Annotated in this window: 19 protein-coding genes and 1 pseudogene; 7 read left to right on the top strand and 13 right to left on the bottom strand. The window is 72.4% G+C overall.

What is annotated here, in order from left to right; all coding sequences use genetic code 11:
• Positions 1-324: 324 nt before the first annotated feature.
• From ACI78U_RS06845 to ACI78U_RS06825, 5 genes are all read right to left on the bottom strand, one after another.
• Complete coding sequence (locus ACI78U_RS06845) at positions 325-1,827, bottom strand: glycosyltransferase family 2 protein (RefSeq protein WP_456874536.1); 1,503 nt, start codon at positions 1,825-1,827, stop codon at positions 325-327.
• A 2-nt stretch (positions 1,828-1,829) separates the two neighbouring features.
• Positions 1,830-3,353, bottom strand: a complete 1,524-nt coding sequence (locus ACI78U_RS06840; protein WP_456874535.1) for a glycosyltransferase family 39 protein — start codon at positions 3,351-3,353, stop codon at positions 1,830-1,832.
• A 143-nt stretch (positions 3,354-3,496) separates the two neighbouring features.
• Positions 3,497-7,492: an nSTAND1 domain-containing NTPase gene (locus tag ACI78U_RS06835; RefSeq protein WP_456874534.1), complete on the bottom strand. Its 3,996-nt coding sequence runs from the start codon at positions 7,490-7,492 to the stop codon at positions 3,497-3,499.
• Between the two features lie 67 nt (positions 7,493-7,559).
• Positions 7,560-7,727, bottom strand: coding sequence for a hypothetical protein (locus ACI78U_RS06830; RefSeq protein WP_456874533.1), 168 nt, complete (start codon positions 7,725-7,727; stop codon positions 7,560-7,562).
• A 264-nt stretch (positions 7,728-7,991) separates the two neighbouring features.
• Positions 7,992-8,942 (bottom strand): DUF4231 domain-containing protein, encoded by a 951-nt coding sequence (locus tag ACI78U_RS06825; protein WP_456874532.1) that lies wholly within the window; start codon positions 8,940-8,942, stop codon positions 7,992-7,994.
• A 533-nt stretch (positions 8,943-9,475) separates the two neighbouring features.
• Between ACI78U_RS06825 and ACI78U_RS06820 the strand changes: the two genes are divergently transcribed.
• Both ACI78U_RS06820 and ACI78U_RS06815 read left to right on the top strand, forming a co-directional pair.
• Positions 9,476-10,648 carry an SLOG cluster 4 domain-containing protein gene (locus ACI78U_RS06820; RefSeq protein WP_456874531.1) on the top strand — a complete coding sequence of 391 codons (1,173 nt, stop codon included), beginning with the start codon at positions 9,476-9,478 and terminating at the stop codon, positions 10,646-10,648.
• Positions 10,649-11,002: 354 nt separating this feature from the next.
• The gene (locus tag ACI78U_RS06815) at positions 11,003-11,887 is read left to right on the top strand and encodes a 4a-hydroxytetrahydrobiopterin dehydratase (protein ID WP_456874530.1); all 885 of its coding nucleotides are present in this window, start codon (positions 11,003-11,005) and stop codon (positions 11,885-11,887) included.
• A 362-nt stretch (positions 11,888-12,249) separates the two neighbouring features.
• Here the strand turns inward: ACI78U_RS06815 and ACI78U_RS06810 are convergent, their stop codons facing one another.
• Positions 12,250-13,209 (bottom strand): toll/interleukin-1 receptor domain-containing protein, encoded by a 960-nt coding sequence (locus ACI78U_RS06810; protein WP_456874529.1) that lies wholly within the window; start codon positions 13,207-13,209, stop codon positions 12,250-12,252.
• Positions 13,210-13,810: 601 nt separating this feature from the next.
• Here ACI78U_RS06810 and ACI78U_RS06805 point away from each other — a divergent pair.
• The 4 genes from ACI78U_RS06805 (at position 13,811) to ACI78U_RS06790 (ending at position 18,409) form a co-directional block, all read left to right on the top strand.
• Positions 13,811-14,476: a hypothetical protein gene (locus ACI78U_RS06805; protein WP_456874528.1), complete on the top strand. Its 666-nt coding sequence runs from the start codon at positions 13,811-13,813 to the stop codon at positions 14,474-14,476.
• Positions 14,477-14,974: 498 nt separating this feature from the next.
• Positions 14,975-16,042, top strand: coding sequence for a patatin-like phospholipase family protein (locus ACI78U_RS06800; RefSeq protein ID WP_456874527.1), 1,068 nt, complete (start codon positions 14,975-14,977; stop codon positions 16,040-16,042).
• Positions 16,039-18,054, top strand: coding sequence for a tetratricopeptide repeat-containing protein (locus ACI78U_RS06795; protein WP_456874526.1), 2,016 nt, complete (start codon positions 16,039-16,041; stop codon positions 18,052-18,054). Before ACI78U_RS06800 ends, ACI78U_RS06795 begins: the two co-directional genes overlap by 4 nt.
• Before the next feature lie 76 nt (positions 18,055-18,130).
• Positions 18,131-18,409 (top strand): type II toxin-antitoxin system RelE family toxin, encoded by a 279-nt coding sequence (locus ACI78U_RS06790; protein ID WP_456874525.1) that lies wholly within the window; start codon positions 18,131-18,133, stop codon positions 18,407-18,409.
• Positions 18,410-18,416: 7 nt separating this feature from the next.
• On the opposite strand, the pseudogene ACI78U_RS06785 reads toward ACI78U_RS06790, so the two are convergent.
• Positions 18,417-18,626: pseudogene (locus tag ACI78U_RS06785) on the bottom strand (IS5/IS1182 family transposase); the annotation flags it as partial.
• Between the two features lie 371 nt (positions 18,627-18,997).
• Here ACI78U_RS06785 and ACI78U_RS06780 point away from each other — a divergent pair.
• Positions 18,998-19,282, top strand: a complete 285-nt coding sequence (locus ACI78U_RS06780; RefSeq protein ID WP_456874524.1) for a hypothetical protein — start codon at positions 18,998-19,000, stop codon at positions 19,280-19,282.
• 43 nt (positions 19,283-19,325) lie between these two features.
• Here ACI78U_RS06780 and ACI78U_RS06775 read toward each other — a convergent pair whose 3' ends face one another.
• The 6 genes from ACI78U_RS06775 to ACI78U_RS06750 form a co-directional block, all read right to left on the bottom strand.
• Positions 19,326-19,553 carry a hypothetical protein gene (locus ACI78U_RS06775; protein ID WP_456874523.1) on the bottom strand — a complete coding sequence of 76 codons (228 nt, stop codon included), beginning with the start codon at positions 19,551-19,553 and terminating at the stop codon, positions 19,326-19,328.
• A 529-nt stretch (positions 19,554-20,082) separates the two neighbouring features.
• Complete coding sequence (locus tag ACI78U_RS06770; RefSeq protein ID WP_456874522.1) at positions 20,083-20,334, bottom strand: hypothetical protein; 252 nt, start codon at positions 20,332-20,334, stop codon at positions 20,083-20,085.
• Positions 20,321-21,484: a M14 family metallopeptidase gene (locus tag ACI78U_RS06765; protein WP_456874521.1), complete on the bottom strand. Its 1,164-nt coding sequence runs from the start codon at positions 21,482-21,484 to the stop codon at positions 20,321-20,323. The genes ACI78U_RS06770 and ACI78U_RS06765 overlap by 14 nt, the downstream gene beginning before the upstream one ends.
• 252 nt (positions 21,485-21,736) lie before the next feature.
• The gene (locus ACI78U_RS06760; RefSeq protein WP_456874520.1) at positions 21,737-23,569 is read right to left on the bottom strand and encodes a ComEC/Rec2 family competence protein; all 1,833 of its coding nucleotides are present in this window, start codon (positions 23,567-23,569) and stop codon (positions 21,737-21,739) included.
• A gap of 52 nt (positions 23,570-23,621) precedes the next feature.
• The gene (locus ACI78U_RS06755; protein WP_456874519.1) at positions 23,622-23,753 is read right to left on the bottom strand and encodes a hypothetical protein; all 132 of its coding nucleotides are present in this window, start codon (positions 23,751-23,753) and stop codon (positions 23,622-23,624) included.
• A gap of 356 nt (positions 23,754-24,109) precedes the next feature.
• Positions 24,110-25,216: a DUF2235 domain-containing protein gene (locus ACI78U_RS06750; RefSeq protein WP_456874518.1), complete on the bottom strand. Its 1,107-nt coding sequence runs from the start codon at positions 25,214-25,216 to the stop codon at positions 24,110-24,112.
• Positions 25,217-25,352 lie beyond the last annotated feature (136 nt).

The raw sequence follows: 25,352 nt of genomic DNA, 5'->3' as shown, positions 1-25,352 counted from the left end.
GGTGGTGAGACACCGGGTCCAGCCTGCAGGGCGGACGACCATGCCGAGCCGTCACCGCGGCCGCCCACGAGTTCGCGGTCGGTCCACCGCTGCAGCACTGCCGGCGCCGTGGGCAGCGGCTCCGCCCACCGCTGGTCGACCGGCAGAGCGCCCGCCCGGGCACCACCGGGTCGTCCACCCGTCGACGACCACACCCGCACCGTCACGTCCTCGACGTCGCCCACCGTCGGGACGCGCACCGACCGGCCGCTGCTCCCCGCAGGCGACGGTGGAGGACCCCCGTCCGTTCGCCCGCGCCCCCTCGCCGACCCGGACGTCCTCGTGTCAGAGCGGCTTCTCGATGACCGTGAAGCGCATCGCCCCGCCACCGAGGAACCGCGTCAGGCCGGACGCGATGCCCAGGCACTCGAGCACGGCGAAGACGGGGGTTCCCGCGATCACGACAGCCGGTTCCCACCAGCGGATCCGGTCCTCCACCGACCAGCGGACGTTGATCTTGAACCCCTCCCAGTACAACCACACGTAGAAACCGAAGTTGACCGCCCAGACCGCACCGACCGCCATGTGCACCGGCGTCGTGTCCGCGTCACCGAGCAGGAACCCGACTGATATGAGGACGATGGGGTTGGCGAACGGCGCGCCGACCCACAATGCGATGGTCGGCAGGAGCAGCACGCGCCTGCGCAGCGGGATGGAATCCTGTCTCAACAGCGCCAGCAGACCCCAGACCCAGCGCTCGCGCTGCTTGACGAAATCGCTCACCCTGGCGGGCGATGCGCCGTAGGAGCACGCGGGGAACCACGCACTCCGGCCAGGATGTGCGTCGCAGAAACGCATGGCGAACTCGGCGTCCTCGACGATCGTCCGGGGACCGAAGTCCCAGCCGATCTGCGCCTCCACCGAGGCGCGCACGAGGAGCAGTTCGCCGTGCAGCCCGATGCGCGGCCTCCCGCGCCCGGTCGTGATGGGGAAGAAACTGATGTCGCACCCCGGCCGGACCGCATCCGCGTACCAGGTGAGGCGGCTGCGCGCGAATTCGCGCGGATAGGCCAGGATGCCCTGGGCCAGGTGTCGTCCGTCGCGCCCGGCCCTGCGCTGGCACTCGACGAAGCGGGCGATCTCCGCCGCTGTGTACGGGTTGAGGCTCGTGTCGTCGTCCATGTGCAGTATCCAGGCGTCGTCCACGGCTTCGCCGTCACGCTGCCGGAGCAGGTGGGCATAGTGGATGGCACGGGCCTTGAACCTCGTGCCGTGCGGCGTCCGGAAGTCGCGGGGAACGGTGACCACCCGCACCAGCGGATGGGCGGACGTCAGACGCAGGAGCTCGGTCTCGGTGTCGCAGCCCTCGTCGACGACCACGTCGATGCGGAGGCAGCGGAAGTAGGCCGGCAGACAAGCGCAGAACGAGGTGAGCACCCGGGTCAGGGCGCGGTGCGTGTCCTCCCGGCCGATCGTCGGGACGACGACGATCAGCGGCTGGGACGACACGGCCACCTCGGTCTCGTCCCGTTCTCGGCGGGTCACCAGGCGTCTCACGTAGAGCCCACCGGCCATCCCCTGGGCCGTCAGGACGATCGGCAGCGTCCACACCACGGACGCGTACCAGCCGATGGGGCCGGTACGCGGGTCGAGCATCCGCAGCCAGGCGGTGAGCAGCAACGAGAAGGCCGCCGCGAGCACGAAGCAGGTCAGTCCGGGTCGCCACCGCCGGGCGGAGTGGGGCGCCAGGACGACGGCCGCCTCGTCGCCGGCCGGGTCGGGCTCGCCGCGGAGCCAGGTGCCGACCGGCGGCGAGGTGAGCGCTCTCCTGATCGCGAGGCGGCGCACGATCACTCCGGTGCGGCGCGGTACCGGGTCACCGTGACGCCGGTGAAGGAACGCGATCCGGCTGGCTGGAACGTGGCGGCGAGCCGGGCGGGGACGATTCCCTCCGGATCGGTGTACCAATCGTGGCTGTACACCACCCAGAATGCCGGCCGTCCACTCGTCAACCGGTCGAGTCGTGGCAGGTCGGCTCCGGTCATCCTCATCTCGATCACCTCGCTCTCGAGTACGTCGACCGGGAGCCCGCGCTGCGTGATGGGTGGCCCGCCGAACCGCGCGTAGTAGTAATCGAAGGGTATCTGGGCCCATGCTGCACTGAAGAGCACGAGTTCACCCGGTTCCACCATTTCCGCCACGTACTGGGCGGCGGTACGCCAGGCCTCTTTCCCGTCGTCCTGCTGGTATCCCCGGATGCCGACGGCGTTGATGAGCACGATCGCGACGGAGACCGCCGAGACGAGGGGCCGGATCCGCAGGCGGAGGATCCCGGCCGCCAGCAGCACGCTGAGGGGAATGGACGTCCAGATCAGCGTCTGGGTGAAGAAGATCGGTCGGCGCAGGCTGACGAGCAGCTCGACGGCCACGGGCACGAGCACCAGCAGCAGGAGTCCCGCTCCGGGTCCCCCCCGCAGCTGCCGCACGCCGAGCACGACCAGGACGAGGACGCCGGCGAGGACGTAGTCCCGAGAGGCACCCTCGGGGCCGTACGCGTTGACGAGGTCGTGCCAGTGTTGGAGGAACGTGGCCAGCGTCGGCGGCTCGATCCAGAACTCCTCGTCGACGCGGCGCGCCTGCGCCACGAAGTACGGCAGCCACGGGGCCCACAGCACCCCGGCGGCACCGAGACCCGTGGCGACCCCGACCACGCCGCGCAGCGGATCCCGGAGCGAGCCGATCCGGAGCGGCCGGTCGGGGTGACCGCCGGTCCCCCGAGGTGCGGACCGAGCCAGCTCGATCCCGACGGCGACGGTGATCGCGAGCGGTAGCAGCACCGCCGTGTTGTGGCTCGACATGGCCAGCGCCGTGCTGACGACGAACAGGCCCCAGGTGAGTGCGGGGCCGAGACGTCCTGGCCACGAGCGCCCCGCGTCGGCGCGTGGATCGACGAGGACGACGAGGAACAGGATGGACACCGCCGCGCAGAGCGTCATGAGCGTGTACATCCGGGCCTGCTGTGCGTAGGCGATCTGCAGAGGAGACACGGCGAGCAACCCCGTGCTCACCAGCCCCAGGACCCGCCCTCCGAGACGCTCGCCGATCAGGAAGACGACGGGCAGGGTGAGGACGCCCAGCAGCGCGGACAGACTCCGCACCGCCACCTCCCCGTCGCCGAGGGCGAGCCAGGCGTGGAGGACTGCGTAGTACAGAGGTGGGTGGAAGTCGAGATCCACGGTGGTGCGCCAGAGGTCCCCGAGCGGCTGCCCGCTCACCCAGACGCTGAACGTCTCGTCGATCCACATGCTCTTGTCGCCGATGCCGGCGAACCTCAGGACCGCCCCGGTGCCCGTCAGCGAGATCAGCAACAGCACGGTGAGGCGGCTGGAGGGGCCGCGCCGGTCGGCCGGGGCGTGCGCGCCCGGCGTGGCTCCGGCCGGGCCCGTCCGGGGGGGCCTGGCGGGATCGGCGCGGAAGGCAGGCATCAGGGCTTCTCGACGAGGTCGGCGGCGGGCGGCTAGCCGCCCGCCTTCGGGCAGGTCTTCCGGTACTCGTGTGCCGCCCCGACCAGGTCGGTCCACTCGGCCTCGGTCATGTTGCGGTTGGCCGTCTCGCACGCCTCGCGGACCAGGGTGGGCGTCCGGATGTCCCACAACTCGACCAGCCCGTCGCCCCTGCCCACCGCGACGACGGAGCCGTCCTGGTCGAAGTCCAGGGCGACGGGCTCGGCGTCATCGGCCAGCGGCTCGCCGATCGGCCGGCCGCTGTCCACGTCCCACAGCCGGACGGTGTCGTCCTTGCCCGTGGAGACGAGCGTCGTGCCGCTGGGGCTGATCGTCACGTCGTTGACCTCGTGCGGGTGCCCCACCAGCGTGTCACCCCGTTGCTCGCCGGTCTCGGCATCCCAGAGCCGGATGGTGCCGTCGCCGCTGCCGGAGGCCACCGACCCCGCCCGGGCGCTGTAGGTCACGCTCAGGACCCAGCCGGTGTGGCCGGTCGACGGCTCCCGGCGCTCCTCCCGGGTGGCGACGTCCCAGAGCCGCACGCTGCCGTCCTCGTTGCCGGCCGCGATCGTGCTGCCGTCGCCGACGAAGACGAGGTCGAGGACCTGCCCGCCGGGACTGGTCAGCGCGTCGCCGCGCTGCCGGCCGCTCGCCACGTCCCACAGTCGCAGGGTGCCGTCCCTGCCCGCGGACGCGAGGACCTCGCCGTCGGGACTGAACACCACGCCTCCGACCTCGGCGGTGTGGCCGGTCAACGGCTCCCCTCGCGGCCGGCCCGTGTCCACGTCCCACAGGCGCACGTCTCCGTCGGCGCCTCCCGACGCCAACAGCGAGTCGTCGGTGGAGCTGAACGCCACGCTGGTGACCCACCCGTCGTGGCCCACGAGCGCCGCTCCCCGCTGCTCACGGGTGTTCGTGTCCCAGAGCCGGAGCGCGCCGTCGGCACCAGCGGTCGCGAGCAGTGCCGGGTCGTGGGGGCTGAAGGCCAGGTCTGTCACCCGGCCCCCGTGGGCGGACAGCGACCGCTTCCCGGGGAACGTCGTCGCGACCTCCCACAGCCGGACGCTGTGGTCGAAGCTGGCCGAGGCGAGACTGCGGCCGTCCGGGCTGAACTCCACGGACCGCACCGCGTTCGAGTGCCCGGTCAGCGGTTCGCCCTGGGGTCGGCCCGTGGCACCGTCCCACAGCCGCACGGTGCCGTCGCGGCCGGCTGAGGCCAGGAGCGATCCGTCGCGGGAGAAGGCGATGTCACTGACCTCCCCCACGTGTCCGACCATCGGCTCACCGACCGGCGCGTGCGAGACCACGTCCCACAACCGGACGACGCCGTCCGCCCCCGACGTGGCCAGGAGCGAGCCGCCAGGGTGGAAGGCGACCGAGATCGCCCAACCGTCGTGACCGCTCCACGGCTCGCCACTCGGACGTCCGGTCGCGACGTCCCAGAGGCGGAGCTGACCGTCGGCGCCGGCCGTCGCCAGGAGCGAGCCGTCGGCGTTGAAGGCGACGCTCCAGAGTTCGGTGTCCTGGCGGATCAACGGCTCACCGCGCTGCTGCCCGGTGGCGACGTCCCACAGCCGGACGGTGCCGTCCTCACCCGCCGTCGCCAGCAGGGACACGTCCGGGCCGAACGCGAGACCGCTCACCGGCTCGGTGTGGCCCCCCAGCGGTGCACCGCGCGGGGTGCCCGTGGCCGGGTCCCACAGCCGGATCGTCCCGTCGTGGCCCACCGAGGCCAGCGTGGTCCCGTCCCGGTTGAACGCCAGGCCCTGCACCCAGTCGGTGTGCCCGGACAGCGGCCGGCCGCGCTGCCGTCCCGTGGCCGGGTCCCACAGCGTGATGAGCTCGTCGTTGCCACCGGTGGCGAGCAGCGCGCCGTCCGGGCTGAACGTCGCCGTCCGGACGGCGTCCGCGTGGGTCAGGTGGCGGTTGGTCACGTGGAAGGGCCTGTTGAGCGTCTCCAGCAGGGTCACCCGCGCATCCCGCTCGAGGCCGGACGGCGCGCGCTCGACGGCTTCGACGCCGAGGAGGAGAGCGGCATCGGGTTGCGAGGGACGCAGCGCCGCGGCCTGGGCGATGAGCTGACGGGTCAGGGCGGTGTCGGCCTGCAGCTCGGCCTCCATCGTCCTGTTGACGGCGATGCCCCCGGCGACGACCGCGATCAGGAGCAGGGCGGCGACCGCGGCGAGGAGCTGCCGCAGCCGGCGGTTGGAGCGCTGCACGGCCTTGAGCTCCCGGGAGGCGAGCTCCTTGCTGGCCGCCAGGAAGCCGGCCTCGAGCCGGCCGAGATGGATCCCGTCCCGAGAGACCCACTCGTCGAACGCGGCGAGCCGCGATCCGCGCAGGAGGTAGGACTCCTCCCGTGCGCCCGCGGCCCAGTCCGCGGCCTCCCGTTCCAGCTCCGAGCGCATGCGGAGGGAGGTCCTGGAGTCCTCGATGGCCTGGCTGAGCGGTGGCCACCGGCGCAGCAGCGCCTCGTGCGTCACCTCGACCGTGACGTCGGCCCCGTCGCCGCCTCCTCGTCCGCTGCTCAGCAGGCGGGCGTCGACGAAGGCATCCACGACCTGGAGCTCGTCGGCGTCGAGCGTCGATCGGGTGAGGCGGCGGCGCACGGGCTCGCCGTCCTGGTCGAGCGTCACCAGCTTCAGCAGCGTCGGCAGGATGTGCTTCCCGTGGCCGCGGGCGGTGAGCTCGGCGAGCAGCTGGTCGGCTCGGCGTTGCAGTGCGCCGACGACCCCGCCCAGCAGCTCGTAGTCCGTCGACCGGATGTGGGTCCGCTGGTCCGCGGTGGCTCGCTGCGCCAGCTCGTAGAGCGTGTGGGCGAGCAGCGGTAGCGCGTCTCCCCCGGTCGTCTCCTCGACCATCCGCTCGACCAGGCCGGGGTCGAACTCCAGTCCGGCCCGGCGCGCGGGCCTCGCGATGACCTCGGAGAGCCGGTTCCGGCTGAGCGGCTCGAGGACCAGCGCCTCGTCGGTGACCTCCCCCAGGCCGGCTCGTTCGGGCGCCGTGCTGAGGTACTCCGAGCGGAGGGTGCAGACGACCCAGAGGGGACTGTCCTCACCGGTGGCGTTCTTGACCAGCCGCAGGAATGCGTGCTGCTCGTGCTGTCCGGCGCGGCTGATGACCTCCTCGGCCTGATCGATCACGAGCAGCACGCGGGGGGACGTGCTGCCGGCGGCGTCGCTGAGCTGGCGGGCGACCTCCATCAACACCGCGCTGCCGCCCGAGGCGTCGGCGAGCCGGCGCTCGAGGTCCGCGGCGTCGCACGGACGGCCACGGGCGGCGAGCGCGAGGGCCAGGCTGTTGGCGAGCTGGTGAGTGGGGCGGCGTCCCGGCACGAACGTGGGGACCACCACCCAGCGCTCGGGTGACCCGGCCAGGTCGGGCAACAGGCCCGCACACAGGAGGGATGACTTGCCGCTCCCCGAGGGGCCCACGATGGTCACCCACCGCCCGGATCCGTACCGCAGCGTCGGCTGCACCAGGCCGGAGAGCTGGCGGGTCTCCTCGCTCCTCCCGAAGAAGACGGCCGCGTCGTCAGCCGAGAACGCTCGCAGGCCCGGGTACGGGGAGCGGGTCGGGTCCCACGACCGGGACTCCGCCGGATCGAGGCGGGCGCGCTTCATCCCGGCCCAGAGACGGGCGTACGCCTGCTCCCCCTCCGCGAGGTCGACCCACTGGACGTCGTCGATCAAGCTCAGTCGAGCGCCGTCGGACGCACGGACCGCGAAGACGGGCATGTTCATCGAGCGGGCCAGCGCCAGTTCCGCGAAGCACCACCGGGAGTCCACCGAGGCGGCGGTCGCGAGGAAGACGAGCCCGTCGGAGCGGCGGAGCGCCGCGTACAGCTCGCCTTCCCACTCGCGCCCTGCCGCGATCCCGTCGGCGACGTCGAAGTCGAGGAAGAGTGCGTGGTATCCCTGGTCCCGCAACCGCCGGGCGAGCTCCTCGGCGAGCGCGCGGTCCGCACTGCTGTGACTGATGAAGACGATCGCCATCAGCGGCACCAGCATCCGGGTTCCACCGCGGACCCCGCCGGGATCGCGCACCGCCGTGGGACGTCGTCGCACCCCTGCGCCGTCACGGCACGGGTCCCCGGCGACACCGGTGCCCCGCGGCCTGCCGCTGCACCAGTCCGGTGGCGGGACGGCGGCCGATGGCGTGGAGCGCCGGCTGCGAGGGCGCATCGTCGCGCGGGTCGCCGTCCACCGGCCACCGGTCGCCCTCGCGCTGGACAGGACTCGGCACGCCGTCCTCCTCGGATGCGCAGCGTCTCCGTAGCCCAGGACTCGAGCGGCCGCGGCGAGCCGGATGTCTACCGCAACGGGCGTCACCGCCGCGTCATCGCGCGATGCCGGGGAACCGGGGACGTCCGTCCGACGCCGGCGCAAGGACCCCACCCGGCGCAGGTCCTCTCCGCCGCCCCCCGCGCCAGGGCGGCTCCGCCGTCGGCAGCGAGGAGGGGACTCGGCTGCGGTGCTGGACCGATCGCGACCGAGGGCAGGGGAACGCTCAGGTCGGAGGGGGCTCCCCCGCCTCCGGCGCCGGCGGGGGACTCAACAGATCCGTCCAGCCTTCGTTCTGGACCGCGAGGACGCGCTCCACCTCGGCGACGAAGTGCGCCTGCTCGGCCGGCGTCGCGGTGGCGGGGGCGAAGAGGGCGACGAGCCGCTCCAACTGTTCGGCGGTCGCGGCGTACGCCGCCGCGATGCGCTGGTGCTGGGTCGCAGCCAGCTGAGCCCCCACCGCGGCCGCGACGGTCGTCGCGGCCGCCGTCCACGTGGAGAGAGGCCAGGACGGGACGAACCCGCTGACGGCCGCGAGGACGACGCCCACCCCGGTCGCGAGGAGCTGCCAGAAGCGCAGGCTCCGGGCCTGCCGCTGGTGCTCCACGGTCTTGTCCCGGTGCCAGGTGGCCTGACCCTGCGCCCGGACGGTCACGTACTCCTGGACGGTGCGCAGCGCCGGCAGTGGGCGGTCGTCGGGGGTCGCCTCCTGCTGATCGGCCACGAGCGCCTTCGTCCTGCTCTGCACGATCGCCAGTTGCGCCTGCAGGACCTGCGCCCGGTCCGGTCCCGCATACGGCGCCACCCGCATCAGATAGCGATAGGTCTCGGCCTTCAGCGCCTCGGAGGCGGCTCGCGCATGCGTCCACCGGGCGGTCTGGTCCGCGTTCAAGGCGTTCGCCTGGAGGATGCCCGCGAGGCCCAGCGCGATCGCGGCAGCGATCGCCGAGCCGGTCGCCACGCCCCGGGCCAACCACGTCTGTGCCGCCAGGGCACCGGCGAGTGCCCCGAGCACCAGCAGCACGAGGTTCCACAGGCGCCACCGGTCCAGGCGGGCCCGCGCGGCGTTCGCCGCGATCGACCACTGCCGGTGGCGGCGCCAGACCAGGTCCAGCGCACCGTCCGGCCCCGGACCGGCCCCTGGGGTCGAGGCGGGTTCCAGGATGTCGGCGTCCACGTCAGTCCTCCCGGTCGCGTCAGCGGCGGCGTCACCGCGCAGGTCGGACTCGCGGTCCCCCTCCCGGTGGGGCAGATGCCAGCACGGGGCCGTCACCGCACCGTCACCGCACCGGCAGGCTTGCTGCCGAGGGTCACCCCGTCGAGGGGCTCGGCGTCCTCCTGCCGCACCGGACAGCTGCCCGGGCCGGTGCCGTGACCCCGCCTCGCGTCGTGTTGCGCACCGGGCCCACGGGGACCCGCCGGACCGTCCCGAGCTCGCTTCCCGGCCGTCGAGGTCCCGTCGGTCATCGTGCCGCCCCCGTGGAACGGCCCGCCCTCCCGGTGGTCGGGCGGCGTGGGAGAGCGGGTCGAGGTCGCTCCACGGGCTCGCCGTCGACCGCACCGACCTCCCGCCGTCGTCGCCGCCCGTCCCACCGAGGCAGGGAAGGGGCCACCGGCGGACGGCCGGTGACGGTCACGTGACGCCCCCACCTCACCCTGGACGACACCGGGGAGACCGACCCGCGGCCTCCTGCAGATCGAGGAGGGCACGTGACCACGACGCCGCCCGCGCGGTCAACGGCCGGGGATGACACAACCCGGACCGACCTGCCCGACGGGGTGCGGGTCCTCGTCGCGGGCGGGCACGACGTGACCGACGACCGGGTGCTGCACTTCGCCACCGAACTGGGCAGGGCCCTGATGCGCACCACCGCGGCGAAGAACACACCCGTCGTCCTCGTCACCGGGGGCCGGACCGGCAGCAGGGCCGCGGACGCCGCCGTCGTACGCGGCGCACGAGAGGCTCTCACGGAGGACGGCGGCGACCTCCCGCGGAGTGTGGTGACCTTCCGGTCACCGGACCACACGGCGCTCGGCGAGCCCTTCGACGGGACCCTCGACTGCCCACCCGGCTCCGGCAGCCGGCAGGCCCGACGTTTCGCGATGACCGCCGCCGCCGACGTCGTCGTGTGCATCAACGGCGGGCACGGAACGGCGGAGCAGGCCACCCTCGCGATGGCCCTCGGCCGCCCCTGCCTCCCACTGCCGTTCACCGGAGGACGCGCCCGGGACATCTGGGATGACAGGAGGGACGGCGACGCCATCCGCGAGACCTTCGAGATCACGGACAGGATGGCGCACCGCTGGCGCTGGGAGATCGATCTGGAGGCAGGTGCGGAGGTCAGCGCACTGGCCTCCGAGGTCGCTGACCTGGTGGTTGACAAGGCGGCACTGCCCTGCTTCGTCAGCAGGCCCTACCAGGAGCAGGCCGCCGAGGTCCACGCGGACGTCATAGCGCCGGCGATCGAGGCTGCCGGGATGCGCGCCGTGGTGTCGGAGGAATCGCACAGGACCGGCCCCATCTCAGACACGATGCTCGATGAGATCGCGCGGTCGTTCGTCATGTGCGCGTACCTCACCGACGACCGGTACGCACACGCGGCACGCCCGGGGGACAGCCGGCACGCCGGGTCGGTGAACCCGAACGTGATGTACGAGGCGGGTTTCGCCTGTGGCCGCGACAAGCAGATCGTTCTCCTCGCGGTCGACACCACGGCGGTTCCGTTCAACCTGCGCTGCCACCGGTTCATCGCGATCGGCGACGGCGTCGAGGCCAGGGCCCACGCGCGCGAGAAGCTCGCCGCCACGCTGGCCGACATCCGCGGCCGCCGGCCGCGGGCAGAGCCGTCGACGGAGACCGGGGACCCCGATGACCACGGATGACCAGCACCTCGCCCGGTCCGCCCTCGACTCCGCCGAGGAGGCCGAGCCGTGGGCACGGGCGGTGATGCGTGGCGAGCAGGGGGCCTCGGCGGGCGGTCCGAAGCGGCGGACGCACGAGGACCGGGCCGCCGGTCGGACGGTTGCCGCAGCTGAACTGCTGACGGACACGGCCCGTGAGGCGCCGCGAGGAGGATGGCATCCGGGGGGACGCGGGGAGTGCGCCATGGCCGTGCTGCGCAGTAGACCGCAGTCGGGCCACGCCGGGGGACTGCTCAGCGGAGTCCACCGCGACCAGAACAGCGAGCGGCGGCCGGTGCGGACGGTCACCGCGGTCCTACCTCTCGGAGCGACCCCATGAAGCGCGTGTTCATCAGCTACCGGCGACAGGACACGGCCAGGGAGGCGCACGTCCTCAAGGCGATCATCGAAGCCCGGCTGCGCCAGGTCGCGGTCTTCGTCGACAAGGCCGACATCCCATCCGGTGCCGCCTGGCCCGATCATCTGCACCACGAGTTGATGCGGTCCTCAGCGGTCCTCGTCCTGATCGGCCCCGACTGGCGTGGAGCCCCAGCACAGTCGGACCGTCTGGACGAGCCCGATGACTGGGTCCGGCAGGAAGTCGAGACTGCCCTGGCGACGCTGCCCGGCCGTGTGCTGCCGGTCGTCGTCGAGAATGCCTTCAGCTGCCTGGAGCGACTGCCCGGTTCCATCGCCGCCCTGTCAGGGGTCCAGGCCACCGTGCTCGACAGTTCCCGGTGGGAGGCGGACGCCCAGCACATCGTCCGTTGGGTCGCTCAGACCCTGGACGCCGAGATCTCCGAGGATGCGGAACGCTTTCCCCGTCCGGACCAGATCAAGCGACTGCTGCCGCCCCTCACGGCCGAGGACATCCAGCGGATGTTGGCGAGCGGAGGCGTCGACGGCTGGAGTGTCAGACCGGTCGTGGTGCCCGGGGAGACGGCCGGTGGAGGACAGGAGCTGTACAAGCTGTTCGAGTTCTCGGACTTCCGGCGCGCGTTCTTCTTCATGATGCTGGTCGCCCAACGCGCTGACGCGGTCAACCACCATCCGGACTGGCGCAACGTGTGGAACCGTGTGTACGTCAGCCAGCGCACCTGGGACGCCGGCCACGTCCTCACCGGCACGGACTTCCAGATGGCCGCCTACATGAACAAGGCAGCGCTCGAAGCAGCGCGACAAGAGCCGTCCTGGCCGCGCGAGCTCGCTTCCGCCACCTGACGAGTGCGAGCGAGCCCCGGATGAAGCGCTCAGGAGCGGACACCCGACTCCTCGCGCGCGACGGCGCACCTCTGCCGGAGGGAGAGTGGTCGGTCGCGCCCGGATCGCGTGCAGGCGATCCCCGCGAAGGGGTCGACCGCTGGCAGCAGCTCGTCTCCCTCGCAGCAGCCGCACTGGCCAGGACCGCTCCGAAGACGGCCGACCCGAGCTCCGCGACGACAGCCGAGCCGACGGCTGACGAGCGGCGGCTGAGAAGTCGTTGCGGAGTGCGCCGGTGCGGTCGGCGCGGCGGCACGGGCGGCGCGCAGCCCGACCATGACCTCACTGCTCCCGGGGCCGCGGACGGGGCGCCACCCATGTGGTCACGCCTCCAGGTACCGCCGGACGAGGACGAGATCGTGCTGGGCGGCCGGGTAGTCGCACACCCCTCGGCGTTCGGCTGCACGGATGGCGGCGAGGATGAAGAACTCGGCGGCGTGGAGGTCCCGTTCGAACAGGAGGATGCTCCCGAGACCGTTGAGTGCAGAAGGGTCCATCGGATCGATCCACAGGGTCTCGAAGAAGCGCCGCTCGGCACGCGACAGCAGCTCATCGGCAGGGGCGCGACCGGCCTGGATGGCATCCCAGTGCTCGAGCATGTAGGCGTTCTTCAGGTGATAGCCGTCCAGGTTCACGATCATGGGATCGAGGGGCCAGCGCGCTCGGGCCTGCGCCATGACGTCGTCGAGCGATCGCTGGAGATCGGCAGCAGCCTGGCGCGACTTCCCGAGTTGACCGGTCATGACCTCCTGGCCGTGAGCGATGGTGGTGATCACCTCCCGCAGCTCGTTCGACTCGCTCCGCACCACCGGGGCCAGCGGCGTCGGTACCCCGGTCGCATCGCGGATCGCGCGCCGGAGCAGGGGGCTGGCCATGGCACCCTCCTTGCGGAGGTCCAGGTGGACGGTGTTCCCCAGACACTGCGGCAGCGGTGTCGCATCCACGACGCACGGCAGGATGAGCCGCTGCTGGTGCAGCGCCATCAGCCACTCCGAGTTCACCCAGCGCGAGGCCGCGGCCGCCTCCGACCAGAGCAGCACGAGCGATCCGCACTCCAGGATGGAGCGCTGCAGCTGGGGTCCGAGTAGTCGACCGAGCCAGATCTCGGAGTCGTCGAGCCAGACGCTCACGCCGTCGTCCTCCAGCGCTGCCTCGAGCCGGCGAGCGGTGTCTCGGTCCTGCGAGGAGTGACTGAGGAACGCGTCGCACGCCACGGGTGTGCGCCGATCTCCTGTCACGCTGATCGCCCCATCCGACGACGTGGGCAGCACGGTCGCTCCCATGCTGGGGCTGTGCCGTCACCGCGCCGTCAACCACGTACCGGCGGCCGGTACGTCGGCCTCCGGGCCGAGGTGGGACTGCGGCCGCTGGAGCCCCGACCGGGTCCACTCCCCGTCGCGGAGGACGGTCCGAGGGCGCCGGCCTCACCCAGCGGCGGCACCGTCTCCGCCTCGTCGCCGCGGTCCACGGCGACGACGGCGAGGGTCCCCGGACCCCGCGGCCCGCGGCAGGGAGCAACCCCGGCCCGGCGCGCCGCTCCTCGGGTCCCTGCGCCCGGTGGTCGAGTCGATCACCGGCACCCTCGGCGGCGAGCCGGACCTCGAACGACACGACGGTCGCTTCCCGGACCGGGGCCGGCTGCGGGTGCCGCCGACGACCACGGAGCCCAGGACTCGGGGGCGAGGCTGATCCAGCGGTCGCCCGGAGGCACCCGCGCGCCGATACTCCACGCGAGGCTGTGCCGGACGGGGACGACCGCAGGAGGGCCCGGATGACCGCTTCTGCATGCGCGAGGCTGCGTTGAGCGGCCGTGCCGCGGAGGGGCGAAGCGCCCCGCTCCAACGGGTCGACGCAGCAGGGGACCTGCCACAGACGGTCGACCGCTTGGGCATCACGCGGGGTCGCCCGGTGCTCGTGCTGGTCGGCGGCGCAGCCGGGATGGACGAGACCGGCCTGCGGCTCGTGGAGGAGGTCTTCCGATCCGCGGTCATCCCGGTCCTCGTCAGCTGCCGAGGCGCCGTGGTCGACGGCGGGACCGATGCCGGGATCATGCGGGCGATCGGCCGGGCCCGGTCAGCCGGCGGTGGAGGATTCCCCCTCGTCGGGGTAGCCGCCGAAGGAACGGTCGCGGTGGGCAACGGCGACCAGCCGGCCGGCGGGGACACGGCCGAGCTCGAGCCGCACCACACGCACGTGATCCTCGTGCCCGGGAGCTCCTGGGGTGACGAGTCACCCTGGCTCGCCGCCGTCGCCTCCGCGGTCGCCGGCGAGGAGGCGTCCGCGACGCTCGTCGTCAACGGCGGCGAGATCACCTACACCGACGTGGAGCAGAGTCTGGCCGCCGGCAGGCCGGTCCTCGTGCTGGCCGGAACGGGACGCGCCGCCGACGCCATCGCCGCCGCGGCAGAGGAAGACAAGACAGCCGGGTCCCGCGCCTCCCGGATCGCCGCGTCCCCGCTGACCCGCATCGAGGAGGTCACCGACCCGGACTCCCTCAGACGGTCGCTGCAGGCTGTGCTCGGCCGGTCGTCCTCCGACCGCCACGCCTGACCGGTCCTCGTCGCCGACCCCGGCGGTCCCGGAGCCCGCCGCGCCGACACCTGCGGGCGCAGCGCGCCGCCGGATGGCGCGAGCCGGCCTGGGGCTCAGGCCGCGCTCCTCGGCGAACACCGGCCAGGTGCGCTGCTCGGAGCACGACCGGGCGGCCCGTCCCACCCGCCGCCCGGTCGCGACCGCGCGGCTGGTCGGGCGGGCCGTCGGGGTGGCGCGGCGGCGTCGCGGTGGATGCCGCACGATCTCGTTCCCCGGCTCGAGCGGCTCGTTGCGACGGCTCGACTCCCGCGGCTCCACAGACTGTCGGAGGCAGTCCCGGTCCGTCAGGGCCGGGCCGTGGGCGCGGGGAAGGGCCCTCGGCGAACCGCCTGCTGCCGTGGCCGGGACACCACGGTTGCGAGGAGGACGGTGACGCCGCCGTGACGGCCGTGGCGTAGGTGTTGCCGGGTGGGCACACACGCGGGCGTTCCGGTGTCGGTGCCGGCGACGGGCGATGTGGCTGCCGCACCGGCCGAGCTCGCGGGAACCCGGGACCGGGTCCACCGCGACGCCGCAGCCGCCGCGGCCGCCGCGGCCGCCGGGACCCGCCACGGCGAGATCGCGCTCGAGCAGCAGGCCGACCCGGCGGCGCGCTCGCACGCGACCTGTCCCGGTCGCATCCGCGGGGTGAGCACGCTCGGCGTCCTGGCTGCGCTGGAGGAGCGGCTGCGCGAGCGCCGAGGCGACCCGGACCACCGGCTGTGCCCGTTCTTCGATCTGATCGGCGGAACGAGCACGAGGGCGATCGTCGCGACCGGGCTGGCGCGCGGGATGGCGGGCGCGGAGATCGCCGGCTTCTACGGGAGGTTCGGCTCGGTCGCGTTCGAACGCCGACGGCTGTGGCAGACGTGGCGCTCGCTCTACGGCGACGGGGGCCTGGTCACCACGCTCCAGGACACCTTCGGCGCGGACACCGACCTGCGGCCCGAGCACCTGCGGTGCCTGCTGACGGTCGTCACCCGCAACGCGACGACGGACTCCGCGTGGCCGATCAGCTCCACCCCGGCCGCGAGGTACACCGCCCCCTCCCGCCGCGACTGCGATCTCCGGAGCCCGCTCTGGCAACTCGTCCGCGCCAGCACCGCGGCTCCGGTGTTCTCCCCGCCCGAGGTCGACTCGTGGGATCCCGACGACCCGGACGAGTCGTTCGTCTTCGTGGGCGGCGGCACCACCGCGTACGACGACCCCGCGTTCCTGTCGTTCCGGATGGCGACCGAGCCCGCAGACCGACGCTGCAGCCACGGCGGCATCACCGACCGTGAACTGCACGACCTGATCCCGATCGATCCGCGGGTCCAGGACACACCGCTGCGGCTGGACGTCCACACCGGCAAGGCCTTCCGCTACGCCCGGTACGACGCGGAGCCGACCGACGCGGGACTGGCGGAGTTGGGGCTCGGCGGGCTCGCTGCGCACCAGCTCAGGAAGACGGACGAGGTCGCCAACCTCCCCGACCTCGAGACCGCCGGCCAGGCGCTCGGCGAGCGCGTCAGCCTGGCCCACCTCGGCTCGTTCGCGTCATGAAGCGGGCGTTCGTCATCCGGCCCTTCGGCGTGAAGGAGGGCATCGACTTCGACCGCACGGAGTCCGACCTGATCGACCCGGTGCTGAACGGACTGGGGATCACGGGCCGCACCACCGGCGAGATCCTGGCGGCCGGGAACATCCGCAGCGACGTGTTCGAGCGGCTGCTCGTGGCCGACCTCGTGATCGCCGACATCTCGATCCACAACGCGAACGTCTACTACGAGCTCGGCGTCCGGCACGCCCTGCGTGACCGGATGACCGTCCTGATCCGCGCTCACGCCGCCGAGGTGCCGTTCGATCTCCGGACCGACCGCTACGTCCTGTACGACCGGGACGATCCGGCGCGAGCCCGTGACGCGCTGAGGGACGCGATCGAGCAGACCGACGCGATCCGGCGCGCCGACAGCCCGGTGTTCACGCTGCTGCCGGCGCTCCGGCCGGTCGACCCCGAACGCCTCAAGATCGTTCCTTCGGACTTCGCCGAGGAGGTCAGGCAGGCAGCACGCGAGGGCGACCTGCCGCGGCTGGCCGTGCTCCAGGACGAGACGGTCGGCTTCGACTGGGCGATCCCCGGCCTGCGACTGATCGGCACCGCACAGTTCGACCACAGGGCCTGGCCGGACGCCCGGGCCAGCTGGGAGGCCATCCGCCGCGAGCTGCCGCGCGACCCGGAGGCGAACCTCAAGCTGGCGACGATCTTCCAGCGACTCGACGAGTTCGCGCGTTCGTCCGAGGCCATCGAACGCGTGCTCGCCGACCCGTCGCTCGACGACCACGACCGCGCTGAGGCGCTGTCGCTCAAGGCGTCGAACACGAAGACGCAGTGGTGCACCGCATGGCGTGGCGGCGCCGAGCCGGCGGTCACCGCACTGCGCTCGCCGCTGCTCGACGAGGCGCGCAGGACCTATGACGAGGGCTTCCTCGCCGACCAAGACCACTGGTACGCCGGCATCAACGCCCTGGCGCTGACCCGGGTGACCCGCCTGCTGGCCGACCTCCACCACGAGGTGTGGAGCGAACGGTTCGAGGACGACGACGCGGCCGACCGCGAACTCCGCCGGCTCGCCGTCGCGGAGGCCGAGCTCGCCGCTGCGGTCCGCCGATCGCTCGACGCCGCGGCCGCGCGACGCCTGCGCAGGAACGACGGACCGGACGTGTGGCTGGAGCTGACGCGCGCCGACCTCCTGTTCCTGACCTCCGACCGCCCGGCGCGGATCCGGCATGCCTACGCCGAGGCGCTGGGCCGCTCGGACGCGACCAGCGGAGGGTTCGCCGCCGAGGCCGCCGCGCGGCAGATCCGCCTCTACCGCGACCTCGGGGTGTTCGCGGAGACGGCCGCCGCGGCGCTCGAGGGCCTCGGGGTGCCGGAGCAGCCGGCACCGCAGCCGGACGTGCCGCGACCGCGGGTGCTCGTCTTCGCCGGGCACCGCGTCGACGCTCCCGACCGCGCCCACCCGCGCTTCCCGCGCACGCAGGACGCCGAACACGCAGCGGCTCGCATGATCGCGGAAGCGATCGCCGACGAGCGGGCCGCGGCCGGTGACGGCGCGGTCGAGGGCATCGCCGGCGGCGCGAGCGGCGGCGACATCCTCTTCCACGAGGCCTGCCACGCCGCCGGGATACCGACCACGCTGATGCTCGCGATCCCGCGCGACAGCTTCGCCGCCGCCTCCGTCAACGACGCCGGCGCCCAGTGGACCGAACGGTTCCGGCGGCTCTGCAACCGCGGCGCCGTGAAGGTCCTGTCGGACAGCGCGGAGCTACCGGGTTGGCTCCGCGTCCGCGGCGACTACAGCATCTGGCAGCGCAACACCCGCTGGATCCTCCACACCGCGCTCTCGCGCGCCGACACCGACGTCACCTTGATCGTGCTCTGGGACGGCGGAGGGGGCGACGGGCCCGGCGGTACGGCGGACATGGTCGAGCTCGCCCGTCACCGCGGCGTCAAGGTGGTGCGGCTCGGTACCGCCCGCCTGCTGGGGCCGACTCCTCCGGAGGACCTCCGCTGAGGAGGCAGCCCACCCGGAACGGCTGCCCGGCTGGTCGGTGACCCCGGCAGCTCGCCTCCCTCGCCGCTCCGGCGGCGTGCTGGCCGAGCTCGCCGCCAGCCACGGCGGGGTGACGCCGACCCCATTGCTGCGTTCCGCCGATCCGACTGATCCCACCGCCCCCGACGACGGCGCCGTCGGCGCATTGCTGCAGGACCTCCACCGTGTCGGCAAGCGGCTCCGCCCACCCCTCGACGACGGGCACGGTGCCCGCCGCGGTACCCACCGGGTCGTCGACCGCATCGACGAAGCCACCCACACCGTCACCGTTCCCGACGTCGCCCACCGCCGCGACGCCTACCGGACCGGCCGCTGAGAACTCACGGCTCCGGTGAGAGACGTGTGCCCCCTTCGAGCGCGCGCACGTGCGAGCCCTCGACGGCACAGACCTCGAGGTCCAGCTCCCCGAGGGCGCGCAGGTGGGCCAGCAGGTGCTCGTGCAGAGCGGGCCAGACGCCGGCCCCGGTCCGGTTCCACAGGCGTCGTCGGCAGATCATCCCCGAGCGGCCGACCAGCGTGGTGGGCGGCTGGCTCCGGCGCGGAACGTCCCTGGCCGGCGGAATCGGCTCCAAGAAGGTCGAGGTGAGTGGTCGACTGGAGACTCCGGCCCGATCTCCCCGGGCTCCGTCAGGACCATCAACTCCCGGGACGGACGGTCGAACGACTTCCAGAGGAACCTCGTCAAGCGCCGCGGCGACATGCTCTTCGAGGCCGTGACGCTGCACCGCCGCTTCCGCTACGCCGTGCTGACCGGCTTCGTGTTCCTCGACAAGGGCGCCCGCCACGACGACACGCCGCGGCGGCGGTCGACGTTCGACAACGCCTTCCAGCGGCCGCAGCTCTTCACCTGCTTGCCTGAACGAAGGCACCGGTTGGCGCGGAGATCACGGTCACACAGCCTGCGGTGGCCAGGCCCATCCCGACGCGCGACTTCGATCTCGTGGATCGCCGCACCGCCGAGATCACTGACCTACTTCTGCAACAACCGCTCCAAATCGGCCAACTCACCCGCCCCGACCTCGACGTCTTCAGCCTGGTGACCTTCACCCAATTCGGGTTCGACCAGGCCTTCATCCGGATTGATCCGATCCAGCGGGACAGCGCAGACGAGTTGGCCATCGCGGTCACGTACAACTCGCAGTCTCATCACTTTGCTCCTTCGTTGGAGGTTAGCCGTTCTACCGATTGACCGCAGTGGTCATGGCCATTCCAGGCCAGCAACCATCATGGGTTCAGGCTAGACCACCCTTGATCCTCACCGTGACGGGCGAACCCGTTACACGCAGTCCAACGCGATGAACAGGACCGGGGAGAACTTCATGGAAGTAGACGATCACCCCTCCCGAACCGACTTCCGGTCCTGCGCCAACGACGTCGAAGACCGTCATGCCGGAGAACGCGGTCATCCGATGGATCACTTCTCCGGGACCCTGGACGAACTGAACGGTACTCCAGGTCATGATGCACTCCTTTCCAGCATATATGGGCGAGGGGACTCGATACGTGCTTCACAGAGTGGCCCTGACTGAGTAGCTCGCAGAACCACAATGGCCCTACGCCTGATCAGGGTAGAAAGGGCGCGTCACCGCCACGTCACCGCCACGTCAAGGTCGACAATCCTCGTCGTCAGGGTCCTGCTTCGGTGGTTCGAACCGCCCACCGAGCCGGAGGCTCCGGACATCCCGAGGCGGCTCTTCTCGTCTACTGAGTTCCTCCCAGTAGGAGTCGGCGCACCCGTGACAGGTGTGGTCTGCGCCGCTGATCGAGGCTGGAGCGAGTCGTCTGCGGCTCCGGTCTCGGCTCCTCGACGCAGGATCCCGCCCGGCGTCACTCGACTCCCCGCTGCGCCGGTCAGATGGCCGCCGCGGCGGCCGACACGTTGATCAGCCCGGATCCGGTCGCCAGGTCGCGGCCGGGGAGGGCTGGGTTGTCGAAGCACGGATGGCAGCCCCCTGGGTGTGCGGGACGCTCGTGGCGTCTCCGGGGAGCTCAGCCCTCGCTCCTGGGCCGGAGGCCGTCCTGCTGCTGCGCCAGGTACTGCGCCGTCGTGGTCAGGCGGTCGACGCGTGCCAGCCGCCGTCTCTCGAGCTCGCCGAGCCGGCTGTCGGGGGCGACGACCACGAGCGAGTCTGCGTGGCGCTCCCAGACGTCGAGGCCCAGGGGCATGTCGAGCAGTTCGTCGACGTTGCTCCCGGGTCCCGGCGTCAGGCGCGCGATCCACGTCTCCTCACTCGTCCCCATGCACACCGTCCTGTGATCGCTCGAGGACGCGCTGGAGGAACTCCAGCGCTGCAGGCCGATTCTCCTCCCAGCAGGGGTCGATCTGGCTGGCCGGCAGGATGAAGCCGCCCTCCTCCCAGGTGGCCGGTCGCAGTTCGACGGTGAGGGACACGGCGTCGTACTCGCCGTAGGTCCAGTCGGTGGTGTCCCCCGCCGTCGGGTACAGCTTCGACGACTGCTTCGCGGTGTAGGTCCTGCCGTGCACCTTGCGGATCTGCCGCTCCATGTCCTCGGCGAGATCCCGCATGGCCTGGCGGTCGGACACGTCCTCGATCGGGCTGGGGGTGTAGCCCCACGGGTAGAGGACCAGCTGCGAGTAGCTGTGATACGTCAGGACGCCGCCGAACAGCTGTCCGGCGACGAGGTCCCGGACCGCTCGCACCTCCGGCTCGGAGAAGGCCCGGGGGCCGATGTACGTGTCGTCGGCGGGGACGTGGCTGGAGGTGCTGACGTTCAGCGTGCCCCACATGTAGCCGTAGTTGCGGTTCGGGTCGACCCCGATGCTGCCGTCGTGGTTCCGGCGCCGGTTCTTGCGCCACAGCCGGTTCGCCGGGACCTGCGTGTACTCGTGCCCGTCCGGGTTGACCATCGGGGCGACCCAGACCTCGCCCTGTTGCAGCCACCCTTGCACGGGGTCGGACGAGGAGTGCTGGAGCAGGTACTCGGCCAGCCGGTAGGGGACCTCGACGGAGATCCACTCCCGGGCGTGGTGGCAGCCGAGGAAGGCGACCTTGCGGGTGCTGCCCCGGCGCTCACCGATGCGCAGGGCCCACAGCGGCCGGCCCTCGACGCTGCGCCCGATCTCGTGGAGGTCGGCGATCTCCGGGTGCTGCTCGGCCAAGCGCCGCAGGTCCTGCTCGAGGGTCGCCGCCGTGTGGTAGCCGGTGACGGCGGCGTCGGTCGCGAACGTGGACAGATAGGGCTCGATGGTCTGCAACTGCTCGACGCCGTAGCCCATGGCCTCCAGCCGGGCGGTCTGTGCCTCGTCGGCCTGCAGCACCAGGTGGTCGGGCGTGACCTCCCACACGTCCAGCCCGAGGGGGGCGGCGACGAGGTCGCCCAGGGAGACGCGGGCGCTCGGGGACGTGACTCTCGCGATCAAGCCGGCCATCGGTCTCTCCTGTTCCAGGGATCCGGCGCAACAGGACCTGCCCATCCGACGCCCCGGGCGGGTCCGGGTGCGAGCCCCACCTGCGGGCTGCGGGGCCACGTCGGGCGGGTCGACGCGTCAGGTGCAACGGTCCGCGTCGCCACGCTAGGCCGGACTCCGTCACAGTCCCGTCACAGCCTCGTCACCGCCCTCGAGCGCTCCTGCCGATGTCGTGACCTCCGGTGGGATCCTGACCGACCGTTGCCGGTCGGATCAGCGCGGCGACCGGACGGGAGCGAGCCGCTCGCCGCGGTCCAGGTCGAGCGGCTGGCCCGGGCGGTCCCCGAACCGCCACATCCGCATCTTCGACCTTCGCTGGGGTGAGAACACGAGCGCGATCGACCCGACGTCCCGGGAACCGTTCCCCTCGCGCACGGAGGCGCCCGTGTAGTGGATGCCGAGCCGGTGGTCCGGCAGCCGCGCGGTGTTCTTCGACGTGGTCCGCTGCATGGCCTCCCGGATGGCCTCGGTGGCCAGCAGGTGCGGGAAGTTGTACTTGCCCCCACCGCAGACCGAGGAGACGAGCGCGACCTCCGCGTGGATCCTCTCGACCAGCTCCAGGTTGATCCCGTGCTTGGAGGCGTGGTGGGACACCTTGAGCACCTGCGCCGAGAGGTGATCCCTTCCCCGGGCCGCGGCCAGCTCCCGGTAGAGCGGCGTGTCGTACTGGCGGTGCAGCTGCGGGAAGTCGGCGGTGACGTGTGCCCAGGAGGTGGTCTGCGCGTCGGCGCCCAGGACGAGCGTCCACGGGGAGTCGAGCCGGAGGTAACCCCGGTTGCCCTCGTGCCGTTGCTCGCCCAGTTGCTGCGCGATGCGCGCGGCCGGGAAGTCCACCTTCAGGACGATCGAGGAGTCGTTGACCTCGACCCCGTAGGAGTCGTACCGGACGCGCAGGGAGACCGACGGCGCCAGCACGGTGATCTTCACGTCGCCGACCCAGCGCGTCATGCCGCTCGTCGGCTGGGTCCGCATGATGGAGCAGTCCTCGAGCAGCGTCATCGTCTCGACGAACGTCGCACTGGGGTGGTAGTAGCCCGGCTCCCAGAAGTCACCGATCCGGCCGGCACGGCCGAAGCGCTCCAGGAACTGCGGCATCCCCCCGATGTGGTCCTCGTGCGGGTGGGTGGCCACGACGACGGGGAAGACGTCCTGGTTCGCCTCGGGGTCGAGCAGCAGCTCCGCCTCGGTCAGCGAGTCGAGCAGGCGGAGCAGCTTCGTGGAGGTGGCCACGTCCACGATGAGCGCCCGTCGCCGTGTCCGGTTCTCCCGGTCGGCCGGCAGGAGCAGCACCTGGGTGTCCCCGTCCCCGACGTTGAGGAGGAAGTAGACGAGGGCGTCGGGCTCCTGGGTCACTTCGCGGACGAACTCGCCGGGCGCCGCCGGTCTCAACAGGGCGGCCGGGAGCCGTCCGGGCGGCTCCACAGCCGGAGTGGCCGCCGGGACGACCGGGCCCCGCCACGGGCGGGCGCGGACGTGGTGCGGCTTCGGGGAGGCCTTCGGGCGGAGGACCTTGTCGGCCTGCCGCCTCGTCACCGCCTCGGCCTCGGTCACCACCGGCGCCATCGCGGCGTAGTAGGCGAGCTTGGCGACCGTCCGGGCCTCGGCGCTGACGTCGTACACCTCCCCGACGAACACGTCGGCGAGCCGCAGCTCGGCGTCCAGGGAGACGTCGTCCCCCGCGGCCAGCCTGGCCTCCACGGCCGGGGCGATCCGGACGGCGAAGGCATCCCCCACGCGGGGCTCCCGGCTCAGCCAGCCCGCGTAGAGCGTGTCGTGCAGCTCGGCATGGTGGACGACGACGTGACCGCGGTCGGCCGGGACGTCGAAGCGGAGCCGCCCGTAACCGTCGGCAGCAGGCCAGGGGCTCACGCCGAGCGTGGTGAGGACGCCCACGTTCTCGTCGACGACGACGTAGGACAGGTCCCGCAAGGACTCGTCCGGCACGTCCTCGGGCGGGACGGCGGCCGGCCGCCAGGGTCGCCGGACGTCGGCGAGATCGCCCCCGTCCTCCGTCGCCGCGACGGGCCGGGTCTCGGTCGCGGTCATCGCGGCGACCGGGGGACGACAACAGCAGCAGCGAGCACGGGTCCCTCCTTCGTCAGGGCACGCGGCGGAGCACGACGACGCCGCTCGCGGGGACGACGAGCTCGAGCCGGTCACCCGCGGCTCGCAACGTGTCCCCTCGGTTGCCGACGCCGTAGCCCCCGTACCGGTGCGCGTCGGTGTTCAAGCGCTCCTGCCGGCCCCCGCCGCTCAAGGCGGGATGCCTGGTCGAGTAGCCGGGCCGGTCGTACGGGCTGGTGGGAGGAACCGACGACGAGGACCTGCTCCGCTGCGTCGCCGCGCAGGAGGGCCAGCAGCCGGCCACGGTCGTCGCAGTGCACGACCCTGCAGGGCCCGGTGCGCACGGCGGACGGGTCGCGGCCGTGAACGAGCAACGTGCGAGCCCGGGGACGTACTCGGAGGACACCCGGACGGCGCGGCCGGCCACGCCGCTCGCCGCGGCCCGTCCGGCCGTGCGGCCGTGGACGTCGGGCATGGCGCTGTCTCCTCGCCTCGATGCCGACCTCTACCGCGGTCCCGACCTCAGGTCGGCGTCACCAGCCGGGGGGCCGGCGCCGGTTCGGGCAACCGCGGTCCGTAGCGGTCCTCGCCGTTCCTGGTCAGCTCGATCCGGTCCAGGACGCTCGGGTGGATCTCGTCGCCGGGACGGATCGGGCGCCGGTGCCAGCCGCCGCCGAGCACCGCCCAGCCGATCCCGTTCGTGTGCACCCTCCCCCGCGCGAGGTCGCGAGGGAGGTCCTGTCCCGGCGGAACGCCCAGGATGTCCACGTAGGCCTTCCCGTCGACGCGCAGCCCTGCCGCCGCGGCCTCGTCCGTCATCCACTTCAGGGCGATGTCGGAGAGCCGGTGGTCGTCCAGGAACACACCGCCGACATCGCTGTGCACGCCCGCGAACCACATCTCCCTCAGCCGGTCCCCGGCAGCGGCGACCTCCCGCTCGTCGAAGCGGTACTCGGCGTACGGGCGCCGGCGCTCGTCGATGGCGAGGGCGTGCCGGCCGCACCGGACGTTGGACACCTTGCGGGTGAACGGCCAGTGCGCCTGCTCGTACTGCGCCTTCCAGTTGAGCCAGCCGACGCTCTTGACGGTGTCCCAGACGCCGAGGAAGTCGATCTGCGGGCTGAACGGCTCGGGGAAGTCCGGATTGCCGAACCGACGGGTGAACTCCGACCGCTGACGCCAGAACGCCTGCTCGGCGGCCTGGCTCTGGTCGCGCTCGCCCGGTCGGGCGTAGAGCTTCAGGGCGTAGGGCACCAGGTTGTCGGCGCTGGGGCGCAGCAGGCCGACCGTCCGCAGCATCCCCACCAGTGCGCGCGCTGTGTACGCCCCGCGGCTGAAGCCGAAGACGAAGACGCGGTCGCCGGGTCGGTAGGTGTGCATGAGGAAGCGGTAGGCCTCCTCGACGTTCTCCTTGACGCCGTGACCGATGACGAGCCCGCTCACGCGGGTGAACGACCGCCCGAGCGAGGTCGTGGCGCTGCGGTCCCCCATCGTGCCGACGCCGGGGTCGTAGTAGACGACCTGCGCTGCGTCCTTCTCCGCGAGGTCGTACAGCCGCGCGACATTGGTCGCCCCGGACTCCGGCTCGTTGCGCGTGCCGTCGAGGCAGATGACGAGGTTCCGGCTCATGTCCCCTCCTGGTGTCCCGGCGGCCGCGTGACAGGGGCACGCCCGGAGGACCCGTTACGCCACGGACGGATCCACGCACGGGTGTAGTCGCCGACGCGTCACCGACGCGTCACCCGGGGCGGGCCGACCGTGAACG

It is taken from the genome of Geodermatophilus sp. SYSU D00710 (assembly GCF_054050195.1).
This window is presented reverse-complemented; position numbering and strand designations above follow the sequence as displayed.

Coding starts and splice junctions, on each gene's coding strand:
- ACI78U_RS06835 (WP_456874534.1), bottom strand. CDS start 7,492: ATGCTGGTGCCGCTGATGGCGATCGTCTTCATCAGTCACAGCAGTGCG.
- ACI78U_RS06750 (WP_456874518.1), bottom strand. CDS start 25,216: ATGAGCCGGAACCTCGTCATCTGCCTCGACGGCACGCGCAACGAGCCG.
- ACI78U_RS06795 (WP_456874526.1), top strand. CDS start 16,039: ATGAAGCGGGCGTTCGTCATCCGGCCCTTCGGCGTGAAGGAGGGCATC.
- ACI78U_RS06810 (WP_456874529.1), bottom strand. CDS start 13,209: ATGGGAGCGACCGTGCTGCCCACGTCGTCGGATGGGGCGATCAGCGTG.
- ACI78U_RS06815 (WP_456874530.1), top strand. CDS start 11,003: ATGAAGCGCGTGTTCATCAGCTACCGGCGACAGGACACGGCCAGGGAG.
- ACI78U_RS06770 (WP_456874522.1), bottom strand. CDS start 20,334: ATGGGGACGAGTGAGGAGACGTGGATCGCGCGCCTGACGCCGGGACCC.
- ACI78U_RS06775 (WP_456874523.1), bottom strand. CDS start 19,553: ATGACCTGGAGTACCGTTCAGTTCGTCCAGGGTCCCGGAGAAGTGATC.
- ACI78U_RS06765 (WP_456874521.1), bottom strand. CDS start 21,484: ATGGCCGGCTTGATCGCGAGAGTCACGTCCCCGAGCGCCCGCGTCTCC.
- ACI78U_RS06760 (WP_456874520.1), bottom strand. CDS start 23,569: ATGACCGCGACCGAGACCCGGCCCGTCGCGGCGACGGAGGACGGGGGC.